We start from the raw sequence: 15,128 nt of genomic DNA on the forward strand, positions 1-15,128 counted from the left end.
TCGTGCAGCGATCGATCATCCGTGCGCAACAAACGTGCATGCCGGACGGATCCGCGCAACGATCGTCCGCCAATGTGCAAGGATGGTGCATTACGGGCGGTATCACTCTGCTCGTAGGCTCACCCCCTGTACGTGGAGTGGCGCAGACCGCCTGCTCGGCGGTCCCCCCATGCCCAGACGGGCCCGAACCCGTCTGTCAACTGCTCCGGACCGCTGCGGTCGACGCCTGACCGTCCCCATCCGCAGTGTCAAAGGAGTTCCCTCGTGCTCGATCACGGCCAGGCGCCCCCGCTCTCCGAGGAGAAGCGAAAGCCTGTGAACCCGCTGCTCCGCCGCAAGCCCGTGGAACAGCTCGTCGCCGAGGGCGGCCAGGGCGAGGGCGGCGTGCTGCGCCGATCGCTCACCATGTGGCAGCTGACCATGATCAGCATCGGCGCCACCCTGGGCACCGGCATCTTCGTCGTCCTCGGCGAAGCCGCCCCCAAGGCCGGCCCGGCCGTCACGATCTCCTTCCTCATCGCGGGCCTGACCGCCCTCTTCTCGGCCCTCTCCTACGCGGAGCTCGCCGGATCCGTCCCGGTCTCCGGCTCCTCGTACTCGTACTCGTACGCCACCATGGGTGAGTTCATCGCCTGGATCTGCGGCTGGTGCCTGGTCCTGGAGTACGCCGTCTCCGTGTCGGCCGTCGCCGTCGGCTGGGGCCAGTACCTCAACGAGCTCCTCGACGGGACCATAGGTGTCACCCTCCCCGAGAAGCTCTCCGCCGCCCCGCTGGGCGACGGCGGCTGGATCAACCTGCCCTCCCTGGTCGTCGTCCTGCTCGCCATGGTCTTCCTGATGCGGGGCGCCAAGGAGAGCGCCCGCATCAACACGATCATGGTCGTGGTGAAGATCGTCACGCTGGTGCTCTTCATCGGCATCGGCGTCATGGGCATCAAGTCCGGCAACTACGCCCCGCTCGCCCCGCTCGGCATCGCCGGCATCAGCGGCGCCGCCTCCACGCTCTTCTTCTCGTACATCGGTTTCGACGCCGCCTCCACCGCCGGTGAGGAAGCCAAGAACCCCAAGAAGGACCTGCCGCGCGCGATCATGCTCTCCCTGGGCATCGTCACGATCCTGTACGTCCTCGTCGCCTTCGTCGCCGTCGGCGCCATGCCCTGGCAGGACTTCAAGGGCACCGAGGCCGCGCTCGCCCAGATCATGACCGACGTCACGGGCACCAGCGTCTGGGGCGTCGTCCTCGCCGCCGGCGCGGTCGTCGCCATCGCCTCCGTCGTCTTCGCCGTCCTCTACGGCCAGACCCGCATCCTCTTCGCGATGTCCCGCGACGGCCTCGTCCCCAAGGTCTTCGCCAAGGTCGACGAGAAGAGCGGCGCCCCGCGCGCCAACGTCGTGATCGTCTCGATCTTCTGCGGCGCCCTCGCGGCCTTCGTCCCGCTGGGCGAGCTCGCCAACGCCACCAGCATCGGCACGCTCTTCGCCTTCGCCCTGGTCAACGTCGCCGTCGTCATCCTGCGCCGCACCAAGCCGGACATGCCGCGCACCTTCAAGGTGGCGCTGTTCCCGGTCACGCCGATCCTCGGCTTCATCGCCTGCGGCTACATGATGTACAGCCTGCCGATGGCCACGTGGATCGCTTTCGGTGTCTGGATGGCCGTCGGCCTCGTGGTCTACTTCCTGTACGGCATCCGCCGCTCCCGACTGGCCATCGAAGAGGTGGCCACAGCAGAGAAGTGATCCGCCCGCAGTGCGACTGAACGATCTCGACGAACGCATCGTGCACGCCCTTGCCGAGGACGCCCGCCGCTCCTACGCGGACATCGGCTCGGAGGTCGGGCTCTCGGCCCCGGCCGTGAAACGGCGCGTGGACCGGCTGCGGGCCGAAGGCGCCATCACCGGCTTCACCGTCCGCGTGGACCCCGCCGCGATGGGCTGGGAGACCGAGGGCTTCATCGAGATCTACTGCCGCCACAACACCTCGCCGGACGACATCCGGCGAGGGCTGGAGCGGTACCCCGAGGTGGTGTCCGCGTCGACCGTCACCGGCGACGCGGACGCCCTCGTCCAGGTCTTCGCCTCCGACATGAGGCACTTCGAGCGCGTCCTGGAGCGCATCGCGGGCGAGCCCTTCGTGGAGCGCACGAAGTCCGTACTCGTCCTGTCCCCCCTGCTGCGCCGCTTCACCTCGGGCGCACCCGCCTGACCGGGGCCGTCAGCGGGGCTGTCACAGGGCCGTGCCAGGATCCGGCACATGAAGATCCAGATCCCGCCGCCGGCCGACCCGCACACCTCGACCGTCTACGCAGACTGGGCCCGGGCCCACGACCCGGCCGCCGGCCCGGCGGCCGCCGCGCTGCTCGACGAGGTGGGGCGGACGATCCACCGGGCGTACGAGAAGCCCGGACGGTTCGTCGACGGCCTCGAACGGCGGGCACGGGAACTGGAGCCGGCCCACCTCCCCTGGTTCTGGGACACCGTCGGGCACCGGCTGGCCGCCTGGCACCTGCGCTCCGCCGCCCGTGCCTACGCCCTGGCCCGCAAGGCCGAGGACACCCACCGCCTCCCCGTCGACCCCGACTGGCACCGCGCCAACGTCCTGCTGTTCGCCCGCGCCGGGGCCCTGCCCGCCGCCGCGCTCAGCGCCCACCAGGCCTGGCTGGCCGGGGCCCTGGAACCGGTCGCCGCGCACGAGGAGTACGTACGGGTCCTGCGCGCCTGGGCCGCCTCGCCAGGGCAGCTCCCCGCCGACCTGGCCCGCCGCGTCCGGCTCTCGGCCCGCGCCGCCGGCCTGGACGCCGCCGAGGAGGCCCGCGTCCTGGGCCTCGTGCTCGCCGCCGCCCGGGGCAAGGAGATCCCCGACCGGCTGCTGGACGCCGCCATGCCCCTGCTGACCGCCCACCCCCCGGCGCCGGACGCCGCCGCCCTGCTCCTCGACCTGTTCCCCGAGAGCCGCGGCGACGCCTCCTCCTGGCTGCGCCTGCTCCTCGGCTGCGGCGCCGCCGAGGCCGCCGCCGCCGGGCGGATCGTCCCCGAGGGCGGCCTCACCGGCTGGTTCTCCCGGTACGCGGGCCGCTACGCCCACGGCCGCAGCGGCGGCGGGGTCATGCGCCAGCCCATGCCCGCCGAACTCTTCGACCTGCTCGCCCTCTTCGCCCCCCGCATGCGCGCCTCCGGGACCCCGCTGCGGTTGCACGAGGACCGCTACCGCTACCGGGGGCTGGACGCCGACCTCCTCGACGCCTGCCTCGCCGAGGGCATCGCCGTCGAGGACCCCGGCGTCGCCGTCGAGCTGGTGTTCTGGGGCGGCCGCTCCCGGCGCGACCTCAAGGCCCTCGCGGCCGACCCGGTCTTCGGGCCCCGCCTGGAAGGCACCGTCCACGCCGGCCTGCGCGGCTCCGGCACCGCCATCAGCCGCCTCCCGCACAACGCCGGCATCGCCGCCGAGGTGCACGGCCGCGTCGAGAACCTCCTCGGCGCCCTGCGCGGCGGCGGCCTCGCCGCGGCCGACGAAGCCGTCGACGAGCTCCGCACCCTCCTCGACCGGCCCACCGCCCGCGCCCTGGACGGCATCGACGAAGCCCTCGCCGCACTGGACCTGACCGGCCCGCTCGGCCGCGCCCTGCGCGCCGGACTCCCCGAGGAATACGGCTGGCCCGCCCTCGAAGAGGCCGTCGCAGGCCTCGGCGGTCCCGCCGCCGTCACCGGAGTGACCTGCACCTGGCCCCTCCTGACCGTCTACGGCCCCGACCGGGCCGTCACCGTCGACCACGCGGGCCCGCGCGCCTCCTGCTCCTTCCGGGTGCCCGAGGGCGCGAGCGCGCTCACCGTGCACTACGTCGGCGGACGGTTCCTCGTCGCCTGGAGCGACCGGCCCAAGGGCAGCTTCGGCGAGCTCGCCTTCTGGACCGACCGCCCCGACGAGGTCTTCGAGCCCGAGCAGAAGCTCGGCCTGCGCCGCTACGGCGGCATGATCCAGGGCGGCCTCGGCTACCACTTCGAAACCCCGGACGGCGGCGGACGCCACGAGGGCGGCTTCGTCCTGCGCCCCGGCGGCCGGGAGGGCATCGGCTCCTACGACTTCCAGATGACCGACGGCCGCCACTACTGGAGCACCGGCGGCCTCGGCCACCGCCGGGAGGCCCTCACCCGCGTCGACCCGCACACGGGCGAGGCCCGACCGGACACCGCGCTGCCGGACTTCCACGCCCGGGCCGAGCTCCCGCCCGGCACGGAACGCTTCGAGCACTCCTGCCAGACCCTCGCCGCCCTGCCCGCCGGCGCCCCCGCGTCCCCGCTCGGCCAGGACGGCCGCCTCACCGGCTTCCGCGTCCTCAACCGCACCCCCTACGCGGGCCCCTCGCCCACCGAGTTCCTGCTGGAGGGCGTCGACGGCCGCCGCGCCGGCTACCGCAGCGGGCGCCCGGGCCGCAAGCCCTGGGCCGTCCTGCGCATGCCCCGGGGCGGCGAGGACGCCGTGCTCGTCGGCCAGGAGTCCATCCGCTGCCACGCCGCCGAGGACAACTCCCTCCTGTGGCAGGTGCACGGCTTCCCCGGCTCCGACCGGCGCCGCACCCCCGGTTTCGGCGAAGCCGCGGGCCCCGTCCCGCCGCCCGCCTTCTGGCACTTCCTCACCCCGCGCTGCGAGGCCTCCTCCACGACCCTGCGCGCCCTGGACGACACCGCCGTACGGGCCCTGCTCGACGCCGCCGTCGCCGGGGACCCGGCCCCCGCCCTGCCCGGCGGGCTCGAACCGCGCATCGCCGCCGGTGCCGGACGGGCCGCCCTGCTCGCCGCCGACGTCCTGCGGCGCCTGCGCGAGCTCGCCCGGCGGGTCGCCGTGATGCGGGCCGAGCCGGTCGTCTCCCTCTGCGCCGAAGTCCCCGACTCCGTGCTCGTCCCCGCCCTCCACCAGCTCGTCCCGCACCGCCCCCGCCGCTACGACGAGCCCGCGCCCGCCCCGCGGCCCGCGCTGCTCACCGCCGTCGCCGCCGACGGACGCCACCTGCGCGGCGAGATCGGCGACGAGGCGCGCGTCCTGGCCCGGCCCGCCGCCCCCGGGGCCTGGGAGCCGCTGGTCGGCGGGATCGGCGCCGTCGCCTGGCGGGCCGCCGTCGCGAGCACCCCCGACGAGGAGCGGACGGCACTGGCCGCACTGCTGGAGACCTGGAGCGGGCAGCCCTTCGCCGAGTCCGGCGGCACCTGGCGTACCGGCAGGGCCGGGGAGGCGGCGCTGGCGGCCCTCCGTGCCGCCGGGCACACCCTGGCCTCCGGAGCCGCCCGCGACGGCCTGGCCCCGTTCCTCCAGCGGGCCGCGGACCCCGCCCCCGAGGACGCCCGGGACTGCGCGACCGCCACCGTCGAGCACGACGACTCCGTACGCCTGCCCCGGCTGCTGGAGCTGCTCGCCGGGCGCGGCCCGCTGGCGGTGACGCCCGCCGCCCGGGAGGCGTTCGCACGGCTGACCGGCGTCCGGGTCCCGGTAGCGGGCCTGGTCCTCGCCGGCTTCCCCGGCCGGGAGGACCACCGCGCACACCTCGCGCTGCTGGCCTCCGCCCCGTTCAAGGCCGGCCGGACCCTCGCCGAGGAGTACGACGCCCTCTGCCGCCGCCTCGGCGACGCGGGCCGGCGCGCGGTCCTCGCCGCCGGCCTCCCGGGGGACCCGGCCGAGCTGTGGCAGCCGGACGGGACGCTCCGGGCCGCCGAGCGGATGGCCGGCGTCTGGACCGGGCTCCTGGGCGCCGAGGAGTACGTGGACGAGGAACTGGCCGCCTCCCTGGAGGCCGATCTCGGCCTGCCCCCGGCCTGGGCCCGTGCCCTGCCCGCCGGACGGGCCCCCGCCGGGGCGTCCTTCGGCGAGGACGGCCTGGTGCTCGCCGGTACCCGGACCGGCGGGATCCACCTGCACCACGCCGGGCCGGACGGCGCCGCCGGGGAGTGGATCGACGCCGGGCGGCCCGCGCACCGCGAGGCCGCCTCCGTGATCGCGTGGGCCCTGACCGAGCGGCCCGTCGGGGACCCGGCCGCCCGGGGCGCCCTGGCCCTGTACGGGCGGCTGCGGGCCCAGCTGGAGGGCCCCGGCGCCCTCGTCCCCCTGGGCGGCTTCTTCGACGAGCTGGCCGGCATCGCCCGGACCGACCCGGAGTTCACCCCGTACGCGGGAACCGTCCTGCCCTGCCCGCAGCCACCGCGGGAGGGGGCGGCCGCGCCCTCGACCCTCCTGGACGACGGGCTGCTCGTGGTGGCCGTGCCCAGCGGCGACAGCTTCCTGCGGCCGGCCGCGCTCGCCGACCAGCGGCGGACGGCCCGGGCCGAGCGGCTGGCCGCCACGGTGCGGGAGGGCCATCTGCTGACCGTCCTGCGACGGCACCGGGACCTCTTCGACGGCCTCGCCCGGCTGGCGGCCCGCGCCGCGGACACACCGGTTCCCGAGGGCCGCTACGAGGCCGACCCGGCCCTCAGCGCCCCCGAGCTCGTCGCGGAGGCCGCCGCATCCCTCGGGGTCGGGCCTGACGCCGCCGCCCTCTACCTCCAGCTGCTGGCCCTGGCCCGCCCCACGGACCGCGCCGTCCGCCGCTGGAACGGCTGGACGGCGGCGCGGCACAAGGCCGCCCAGGCGGAGCTGGCGGCGTCCGGTGCCGTGGAGAGCGGGAAGCGGCCCCGCGCGGGACGCACCCTGTTCGTCCCCGGCCGGTGGACGGAGCTCAAGGCCCCGCACCTTCCGACGGAGCACGCCAAACTGGCCGCGCACCTGGCAGCGGCCTCGGGTACGACGCTCCACGCCCCGCTGCTGCGCCTGCTCGCGCCGCTGCCCCCGCACGAGCTGTTCGCGCGGGCCTGGGCGGCGGCCGCCGGAGGGCCGCTCACACGGTGACGGGGCGCTGTGCGGCGGGGCCGGTCAGCGCGCGGCGCTCCTCCTCGGTGAGCCCGCCCCAGACGCCGAAGGGCTCGCGGGTGCGCAGCGCGTGCTCCAGGCAGGCCGCGCGGACCGGGCAGCGGGCGCAGATCTCCTTCGCCGCGCGGTCCCGGTCCTCGCGTTCCTCACCCCGCTCACCGGCGGGGTGGTAGAACCGGCTGGGCCCGAGCGCCCGGCAGGCGGCCCGGGACTGCCACTGCCAGTGGTGGAGGGCGGCGCCGGGCAGACGTGAGAGGTCGGTCATGGTGGCTCCTTCCAGTGGCCTCGTCCCGCGTCTGACCGTTCGGAGCCCACTGAAACCCGCGACCGCCACACCGGCGGGAAGCGGGAGCGCGGCGGCGGTCCGGACGACCGCTGATCTGCTGCGTGTTCATCGCCACGGCCGTCTTCCCCCCGCCCGCGCTCCCGTCCCGCCGACGCTACGGGCACCTTGGGCGGGACTCAATGAACCCCGTGTTAAAGCGTGTTACGGATGATCGACTTCTGCCCGGGGAGGGGGAGCCCGCACCGACGAGGACGGGCCCCCGGGGGCGCCGATCCCTTCCACGGAGCGCCTGCCGCGGTTACGTCCCGGGTCCCGTCCGGGCAGCCGGTCCCCCCGGCGATCACGAGCTCCCGCACGGCCCCCACCGGCCCTTCCGGACCCCCTCAAACGCGCCGCGCAACGAATCTCCGTACATCCGGCAGAAAGCGCAACGAATCGATGCGCCCAGCGCAACGCTCACGGCTTGTCCGAGTCGAACGTGCGAACGTACCGTTTTACGACCCCCACCCCACCTGTCACAGAGGTACGCCCATGCCCCCGCTGCGCACCGCACTCCTCCAGAGCTCCGGACGGCTCGGCGACACCGCCGAGAACCTGAAGCGGCTCGACGAGGCCGCGGCGCGCGCCGCACAGGGCGGGGCCGGGCTCCTCGTGACCTCGGAGATGTTCCTGACCGGCTACGCGCTGGACCTCCAGGAGGTGCCGGGGTACGCCGAACCGGCCGACGGCGAGTCCGCCCACGCCATCGCGGGCATCGCCCGCCGCCACGGGATCGCCGTCCTGTACGGCTACCCCGAGCGGGACGGCGACACCGTCTACAACTCGGCGCAGCTGATCGGCTCCGACGGCGTCCGGCTGGCCAACTACCGCAAGACCCACCTGTTCGGCTGCTTCGAGCAGGAGGCCTTCACCCCCGGCGACACCCCCGTCGTGCAGGCGGACCTGAACGGCCTCCGCGTCGGCATCATGATCTGCTACGACGTGGAGTTCCCCGAGAACGTACGGGCGCACGCGCTCGCCGGGACCGACCTCCTCCTGGTCCCGACCGCGCAGATGCACCCCTTCCAGTTCGTCGCCGAACAGCTGGTCCCCGTACGGGCCTTCGAGAACCAGATGTACATCGCGTACGTCAACCGGACCGGCCCCGAGGGCGAGTTCGAGTTCGTCGGCCTCAGCTGCCTGGCCAGCCCCGACGGGGTCACCCGCACCCGGGCCGGCCGCGGCGAGGAAACGGTGTTCGGGGAGGTCGATCCCGAGCTCCTGAAGGCCTCGCGCGAGACCAACCCGTACCTGCGCGACCGCCGCCCCGGGCTCTACGCCTCCCTCGCCTAGGTCCTCCCGCTCCCCCTCCCCGCCCTCCCGCCCCGCCCGCCCTGCCGCAAGGAGACGTGCCCCCATGACGTCCACGGTGCCCACCACCGCCGTTCCGCACAGCGACGGCCAGCCGCCGATCACCATGTTCGGGCCGGACTTCCCGTACGCCTACGACGACTTCCTCGCCCACCCGGCGGGCCTGGGCCAGATACCGGCGACCGAGCACGGCACCGAGGTCGCCGTCATCGGCGGCGGTCTGTCCGGCATCATCTCCGCCTACGAGCTGATGAAGATGGGCCTCAAGCCCGTCGTGTACGAGGCCGACCAGATCGGCGGCCGCCTGCGGACCGTCGGCTTCGAGGGCGCCGGCACCGAGGGCCTGACCGCGGAGATGGGCGCCATGCGCTTCCCGCCGTCCTCCACCGCGCTCCAGCACTACATCGACCTCGTGGGCCTGCACACCCAGCCCTTCCCGAACCCGCTGGCCGAGGCCACCCCCTCCACGGTCGTGGACCTCAAGGGCGAGACCCACTACGCCGAGACCATCGCCGACCTCCCGCAGGTCTACCGCGACGTCGCGGCCGCGTGGAACGCCTGCCTCGACGAGGGCGCCGACTTCTCCGACATGAACACCGCGATGCGCGAGCGGGACGTCCCGCGCATCCGCGAGATCTGGGCGAAGCTCGTCGAGAAGCTCGACGACGAGACCTTCTACGGCTTCCTCTGCAAGTCCGAGGCCTTCCAGTCCTTCCGCAAGCGCGAGATCTTCGGCCAGGTCGGCTTCGGCACCGGCGGCTGGGACACCGACTTCCCGAACTCCATCCTGGAGATCCTGCGCGTCGTCTACACCGAGGCCGACGACCACCACCGCGGCATCGTCGGCGGCTCGCAGCAGCTGCCGCTGCGCCTGTGGGAGCGCGAGCCCGAGAAGATCCTGTACTGGGCCCAGGGCACCTCCCTGTCCTCCCTGCACGACGGCACCCCGCGCCCGGCGGTGACCCGCCTGCACCGCACGGCCGGCAACCGCATCACCGTCACCGACGCCTCCGGGGACATCCGCACCTACCGCGCCGCGATCTTCACGGCCCAGTCGTGGATGCTGCTGTCGAAGATCGAGTGCGATGACACGCTCTTCCCGATCGACCACTGGACGGCGATCGAGCGCACCCACTACATGGAGAGCTCGAAGCTGTTCATCCCCGTCGACCGGCCGTTCTGGCTGGACAAGGACGAGGAGACCGGCCGCGACGTCATGTCGATGACGCTCACGGACCGCATGACCCGCGGCACCTACCTGCTGGACAACGGTCCGGACCAGCCGGCCGTGATCTGCCTGTCGTACACCTGGTGCGACGACAGCCTGAAGTGGCTGCCGCTGTCCGCGAACGAGCGGATGGAGGTCATGCTGAAGTCCCTCGGCGAGATCTATCCCAAGGTCGACATCCGCCGCCACATCATCGGCAACCCGGTGACCGTGTCCTGGGAGAACGAGCCGTACTTCATGGGCGCGTTCAAGGCGAACCTGCCCGGCCACTACCGCTACCAGCGGCGCCTGTTCACCCACTTCATGCAGGACCGCCTCCCCGAGGACAAGCGCGGCATCTTCCTCGCGGGCGACGACATCTCCTGGACGGCCGGCTGGGCCGAGGGCGCCGTCCAGACCGCCCTGAACGCGGTCTGGGGCGTCATGCACCACCTCGGCGGCTCCACGGACGCCGCCAACCCGGGCCCGGGCGACGTCTACGACGAGATCGCCCCGGTCGAGCTCCCCGAGGACTGACCGCCCCGGGACCCATGGCCACGGGCCGCCCCCGCGTACACGGCACGCGGCGGCGGCCCGTCCTCATGTCCCGGCGCGGTGCTCACGGGCTCAGGACCTCATCACCCCATCACCCCATCACCCCATCACCCCATCACCCCAAGGGTTGTCCCCCCGGGCGCCGGAGGCGCAGGACGTACGGGGGTTCCGGCCCGTCGGGGTGAGCAGGCAGCGGCCCACCAGCCCCACCCCCGCGTCGAGGGACTCCTCGAACTCCTCCGCCAGGTCGGGGGAGCGCCGCAGGGTCCACAGCAGACGGGCCGAGGCCCAGGCGCCCGCCCGGGCCCGCTCCAGGCTCCAGGAGCCCAGCAGGTGGGTGAGCGGGTCGGCGACCTCCAGCAGGTCCGGGCCGGGCATCAGGTCCTCCCGGATGCGCTCCTCCAGGGAGACCAGGGTGTCGCCGACCTGGTGGAAGTCGGCCTCGAGGGCCGAGGGCGGGCAGTCCAGCGCGCGGCAGGTGGACACCACCGCCAGCGCCAGGTCGTGCCCGATGTGGGCGTTGATCCCGGCCAGCGCGTGCTGGAGGGGGCGCACCCCCGGGTGGCGGCGGTACTGGAGCAGCGGGCGCCAGCAGGCCGGAGCCCGGTCCGCCTCCACCGCCGCCAGGTACCGCTCCGCGAACCGGACGGCCAGCGTCTCGGCCCGCCGGGGCGCCGGGAACTGCCCCTGCCCGATCCGCCGGTACAGGGTGTGCGTCACGGTCATGTACACGCGGTTGAAGACGGCCACACCGTCCTGCGCGGGGAGCCGCTCGTCCAGGGTGCGCATCCGCGCGAGTACCGCTTCCATGTCAGGCAGCGTCCCAGCCGGAACGGCCCGCGCGGGGAACTTGGCCGTGCGCTTCGCCGGTTCGGGCGAAGACCCGTCAACTCCGCTTGTCGACCTGGGTGTCGTAGTCGGAGGTCCCGGAGTCGAGCAGGGGCTCCTGCTCCTTCAGGTGCGCGGGGGCGAAGTAGCGCAGCGCGTGGTAGCCGGTGATCACCACGATGGTGCCGAGCGCGATGCCGCCCAGCTCGAAGCTGTCGGTGAAGTGCAGCTCGACCCCGCCGACGCCGATGATGATGCCCGCCGCGGCCGGGACGAGGTTCAGCGGATTGCGCAGGTCCACCCGGCCGCTGTGCCAGATCTGCGCGCCGAGCAGGCCGATCATGCCGTACAGGATCACGGTGATGCCGCCCAGCACGCCGCCGGGGATCGCGGCCACCACGGCCCCGAACTTCGGGCACAGGCCGAAGAGCAGGGCGAAGCCGGCCGCCGCCCAGTAGGCCGCCGTGGAGTAGACGCGGGTGGCGGCCATGACCCCGATGTTCTCGGAGTACGTGGTGTTCGGCGGGCCGCCCACCGCCGTGGACAGCATGGACGCCGCGCCGTCGGCGGCGATGGCGGTGCCGAGCTTGTCGTCGAGCGGGTCGCCGGTCATCTCGCCGACGGCCTTGATGTGGCCGGCGTTCTCGGCGATCAGCGCGATCACCACGGGCAGCGCGATCAGGATGGCCGACCACTCGAAGGCCGGCGCGTGGAAGGACGGCAGCCCGATCCAGTCGGCCTTGCCCACGCCGGAGAGGTCGAGCCGCCAGTGGTCCACGGCCTCGGGTCCGCCCACCGTGGAGTGGATCTTTCCGAAGGCCAGGTCGAAGACCCAGGAGACCGCGTACCCGAAGACCAGGCCGAGGAAGATCGCGACGCGCGACCAGAACCCGCGCAGGCACACCACCGCGAGCCCGGTGAACAGCATGGTCAGCAGGGCCGTCCACTGGTCCTGGGGCCAGTACGTCGAAGCCGTCACCGGCGCCAGGTTGAAGCCGATCAGCATCACGACCGCGCCCGTCACCACCGGCGGCATCGCCGCGTGGATGATCCTCGCCCCGAACCGCTGGACGGCCAGACCCGCCAGGAACAGCGCCGCGCCGACGACGAAGACCGCGCCCGTGACCACCGCGCTGTCCCCGCCGCCCGCCCGGATCGCGGCGGCGACGCCCACGAAGGAGAGCGAGCAGCCCAGGTAGGAGGGGACCCGGCCGCGGGTCGCGAGCAGGAAGATCACCGTCGCGATGCCCGACATCATGATCGCCAGGTTCGGGTCCAGGCCCATGAGGACCGGGGCGACGAAGCTCGCGCCGAACATCGCGACGACGTGCTGGGCGCCGAGCCCGGCGGTGCGCGGCCACGACAGCCGCTCCTCCGGCCGCACCACCGCGCCGGGAGCGGGCGTCCGCCCGTCTCCGTGCAGGGTCCAGCCCACGCCGAAGCCCATGTCCCACCACTTCCGTTCCGTCGGCCGATCAAGGATCCTGGCCGCCTGCCGTACGGTCACCGCAGCGGGCCAGCGCATATATTACGGCCGCATAGGGGCTGGTTCGTCCCGATTGGCGGATCCGGCCGCTCCCGCTACCCGCCGGCCCCCCAGGGCCCCCGCCCCCGCCGTCAGCGCGCACGCCAGCAGGGTCACCAGCCCGAACGAGACCACCAGCGAGCTCGCGTCCGCCACCGCCCCGATCGCCGACGGCGCGATCAGCCCCGAGGTGTAGGTGATCGTCGCCACCCCGGCGATGGCCTGCGCCGGAGCCGGGCCGCTGCGCGCCGCCGCGGCGAAGGCCAGCGGCACCACCACCGCGATGCCGAGCCCGATCAGCGCGAAGCCCGCCATCGCCGCCGCCGGATGCCGGACACCGACCACGACCAGCCCGCCCGCGACGGCAAGCGCCCCGCCCGCCCGCACCGTGCGCACCGCCCCGAAGCGGTCGACCACCCGGTCCCCGGCGAGCCGGGCCAGCGCCATGGTCAGCGCGAAGGCGGTGGTGGAGGCGGCGGCCGGACCCGCCGCCGCGCCCAGCACGTCCCGCAGGTACACGGCCGACCAGTCCAGGCTCGCGCCCTCGGCGAAGACCGCGCAGAAGCCCACCCCGCCGATCAGCAGGGCCGCCCTCGGGGGCCGGGCGAAGCGCGGCGGGGCCTCCTCCTCGTGCCCGGCGCGCAGGTCGAGCACCCCCCGTACGGCGAGCAGTCCGGCGACGGTCAGGGCCGCCGCCGCCACCAGGTGGTGGGCCCGGGCGTCGGCACCCGCGTGGGCGGCGGCCGTACCGGCGGCGGAACCCAGCAGCGCCCCCACGCTCCACATGCCGTGCAGCGAGGACATGACCGAGCGGCCGAGCCGGTTCTCCGTCTCGACCCCCAGGGCGTTCATCGCCACGTCCGACATGCCGGAGGTGGCCCCGTAGACGAAGAGCGCCCCGCAAAGGGTCCACAGGTTCGGCGCCAGGGCCGGCAGGACCAGCGACAGGGTCCACAGTGCGAGGAGGACGCGCAGGGCGGGGCGGGCGCCGAAGCGGTGGCTGATCCGCCCGGCCAGCGGCATCGCGAGCGCCGCTCCCAGGGCGGGGAAGGCCAGCGCCAGGCCCAGGGCGCCCGCGCCGAGCCCGGTGTGCTCCTGGATCCAGGGGATGCGGGTGGCGAAGGAGCCGGTGACGGCGCCGTGCACGCAGAAGACGGCGGCGATCGCGAAGCGGGCGCGGCGCAGCCGCGCGGGGCTGAGGTCGGGTTCCCCGGTCATGGGAGATAAACTATCAGGGAGCCTGCCTGATAGTGAGTGGGCCCGCCCTCCCTAGGATGGGCGCCGTGACCCCTGCCAAGGTGCTGACACCCGCCGCGACGGCCGTGCCGTCCCCCGCCTCCCCGAGCACGGCCCGGGCCATCAACGACCGCCTCGCCCTGGAACTCCTCCAGGAACAGGGGCCCCTGACGGCGGCCCAGCTCAAGCGGCTGACCGGCCTGTCCCGCCCCTCCGTCGCCGACCTCGTCGAACGGCTCGGCGCGGCCGGGCTGATCGAGGTCGTGGGGGAGTCCGGCGCACAGCGGCGCGGTCCCAACGCCCGCCTGTACGGGATCGTCGCCGGCCGGGCCCACCTGGCCGCCCTGGACGTGCGGACCGACAGCGCGACCGCCGTGGTCACCGACCTCCTCGGGCACCCGCTGGCGCGGGCGGCGCTGCCGGTCGACGCGGTCGGCGAGGCCGTGGCCCGCCTGGAGGAGCTGGCCCGGGAGGCCGGCGCGCGGCGGCTGCACACGGTGGTCGTCGGCGCCCCCGGACTGGTCACCCCGGCGAGCGGCGACCTGCGCGACACCGGCGGGCTGCCCGCCTGGCACCGGGACCTGGTCGCCGCCCTCCAGCGGAGGCTGCCCGCCAAGGTGGTGGTGGAGAACGAGACCAACCTGGCGGCCCTCGCCGAACAGCGCGTCGGTGCGGCCACCGACCTGGACTCCTTCGTACTGCTGTGGCTCGGCGCGGGCGTCGGCGCCGCCGTCGTCCTGGACGGGCGGCTGCGCCGGGGCGCCTCCGGCGGGGCCGGGGAGATCGGCTTCCTCCCGGTACCCGGCACCGCCGGGCTGCCCTCCGCCACCGACTGCGGCGGCGGCTTCCACTCCCTGGCCGGGCGCGCGGCGGTGGCCGCCCTGGCGGCGGAGCACGGTTTCACCGGGCCGGTGGAGGAGGCCGTGGCCGGTGCGGCCGGGGAGGCCTTCCTGGACGTCCTCGCCGAGCGGCTCTCCCTGGGGGCGGCGGCCGTCGCCGCGGTCCTGGACCCGGGCTGCGTGGTCCTCGGCGGGGAGCTCGGCCGCGCGGGCGGCCCCGGCCTCGCCGCCCGCGTCGAGCACCGCCTGGCCGCCCTGACCCCCGTCCCGACGGCGGTCCGCGCCACCGCCCTCGGCGGCCCGGCCGTCCTGGAGGGCGCCCGCCTCGCCGCGCGGGCGGCCGCGCAGGACGACCTGTTCGGAGGCTGAACGGCCGCCCGCATGGTCGGAAGCCCCGCCGAGCGGCCCGC

Annotated in this window: 10 protein-coding genes; 6 read left to right on the forward strand and 4 right to left on the reverse strand. The window is 74.5% G+C overall.

The genetic code is table 11. The features are described 5' to 3' along the window. Window positions 1-264 precede the first annotated feature (264 nt). The 3 genes from ACZ4WZ_RS22020 to ACZ4WZ_RS22030 are packed head-to-tail and all read left to right on the forward strand — an operon-like array spanning window position 265 to window position 6,871. Window positions 265-1,737: an amino acid transporter gene (locus tag ACZ4WZ_RS22020; RefSeq protein WP_467892718.1), complete on the forward strand. Its 1,473-nt coding sequence runs from the start codon at window positions 265-267 to the stop codon at window positions 1,735-1,737. A 10-nt stretch (window positions 1,738-1,747) separates the two neighbouring features. Then, the gene (locus tag ACZ4WZ_RS22025) at window positions 1,748-2,203 is read left to right on the forward strand and encodes an Lrp/AsnC family transcriptional regulator (RefSeq protein ID WP_007262967.1); all 456 of its coding nucleotides are present in this window, start codon (window positions 1,748-1,750) and stop codon (window positions 2,201-2,203) included. A 48-nt stretch (window positions 2,204-2,251) separates the two neighbouring features. Continuing rightward, complete coding sequence (locus tag ACZ4WZ_RS22030) at window positions 2,252-6,871, forward strand: hypothetical protein (protein WP_467892720.1); 4,620 nt, start codon at window positions 2,252-2,254, stop codon at window positions 6,869-6,871. Here ACZ4WZ_RS22030 and ACZ4WZ_RS22035 read toward each other — a convergent pair. Next, on the reverse strand, window positions 6,861-7,157 hold the full coding sequence (locus tag ACZ4WZ_RS22035; protein WP_467892722.1) for a WhiB family transcriptional regulator: 297 nt from the start codon (window positions 7,155-7,157) through the stop codon (window positions 6,861-6,863). The two genes, ACZ4WZ_RS22030 and ACZ4WZ_RS22035, sit on opposite strands and share 11 nt — an antisense overlap. A 552-nt stretch (window positions 7,158-7,709) precedes the next feature. On the opposite strand from ACZ4WZ_RS22035, the gene ACZ4WZ_RS22040 reads away from it, so the two are divergent. Further along, a complete protein-coding gene (locus ACZ4WZ_RS22040; protein ID WP_467892724.1) occupies window positions 7,710-8,510 on the forward strand; it encodes a carbon-nitrogen hydrolase family protein in 801 nt (266 codons plus the stop codon). A gap of 64 nt (window positions 8,511-8,574) precedes the next feature. Further along, window positions 8,575-10,272: a flavin monoamine oxidase family protein gene (locus ACZ4WZ_RS22045; RefSeq protein ID WP_467892726.1), complete on the forward strand. Its 1,698-nt coding sequence runs from the start codon at window positions 8,575-8,577 to the stop codon at window positions 10,270-10,272. Between the two features lie 117 nt (window positions 10,273-10,389). On the opposite strand, the gene ACZ4WZ_RS22050 is transcribed toward ACZ4WZ_RS22045, so the two are convergent. From ACZ4WZ_RS22050 to ACZ4WZ_RS22060, 3 genes are all read right to left on the reverse strand, one after another. Next, window positions 10,390-11,100 (reverse strand): DUF5995 family protein, encoded by a 711-nt coding sequence (locus ACZ4WZ_RS22050; protein ID WP_467892727.1) that lies wholly within the window; start codon window positions 11,098-11,100, stop codon window positions 10,390-10,392. A gap of 76 nt (window positions 11,101-11,176) precedes the next feature. Beyond that, on the reverse strand, window positions 11,177-12,565 hold the full coding sequence (locus tag ACZ4WZ_RS22055) for a uracil-xanthine permease family protein (protein ID WP_467892729.1): 1,389 nt from the start codon (window positions 12,563-12,565) through the stop codon (window positions 11,177-11,179). A gap of 81 nt (window positions 12,566-12,646) precedes the next feature. Beyond that, window positions 12,647-13,861, reverse strand: coding sequence for an MFS transporter (locus ACZ4WZ_RS22060; RefSeq protein WP_467892731.1), 1,215 nt, complete (start codon window positions 13,859-13,861; stop codon window positions 12,647-12,649). Between the two features lie 56 nt (window positions 13,862-13,917). On the opposite strand from ACZ4WZ_RS22060, the gene ACZ4WZ_RS22065 reads away from it, so the two are divergent. Continuing rightward, window positions 13,918-15,087, forward strand: coding sequence for an ROK family transcriptional regulator (locus ACZ4WZ_RS22065; protein ID WP_467892732.1), 1,170 nt, complete (start codon window positions 13,918-13,920; stop codon window positions 15,085-15,087). Window positions 15,088-15,128: the final 41 nt, after the last annotated feature.

The sequence above is a fragment of the Streptomyces sp. NPDC029122 genome (assembly GCF_055569445.1).

What these genes read in the sequence shown, in the direction of transcription:
- ACZ4WZ_RS22045 (WP_467892726.1), top strand. Translation starts at nt 8,575, where the DNA reads ATGACGTCCACGGTGCCCACCACCGCCGTTCCGCACAGCGACGGCCAG.
- ACZ4WZ_RS22030 (WP_467892720.1), top strand. Translation starts at nt 2,252, where the DNA reads ATGAAGATCCAGATCCCGCCGCCGGCCGACCCGCACACCTCGACCGTC.
- ACZ4WZ_RS22055 (WP_467892729.1), bottom strand. Translation starts at nt 12,565, where the DNA reads ATGGGCTTCGGCGTGGGCTGGACCCTGCACGGAGACGGGCGGACGCCC.
- ACZ4WZ_RS22060 (WP_467892731.1), bottom strand. Translation starts at nt 13,861, where the DNA reads ATGACCGGGGAACCCGACCTCAGCCCCGCGCGGCTGCGCCGCGCCCGC.
- ACZ4WZ_RS22035 (WP_467892722.1), bottom strand. Translation starts at nt 7,157, where the DNA reads ATGACCGACCTCTCACGTCTGCCCGGCGCCGCCCTCCACCACTGGCAG.
- ACZ4WZ_RS22050 (WP_467892727.1), bottom strand. Translation starts at nt 11,100, where the DNA reads ATGGAAGCGGTACTCGCGCGGATGCGCACCCTGGACGAGCGGCTCCCC.
- ACZ4WZ_RS22065 (WP_467892732.1), top strand. Translation starts at nt 13,918, where the DNA reads ATGGGCGCCGTGACCCCTGCCAAGGTGCTGACACCCGCCGCGACGGCC.
- ACZ4WZ_RS22040 (WP_467892724.1), top strand. Translation starts at nt 7,710, where the DNA reads ATGCCCCCGCTGCGCACCGCACTCCTCCAGAGCTCCGGACGGCTCGGC.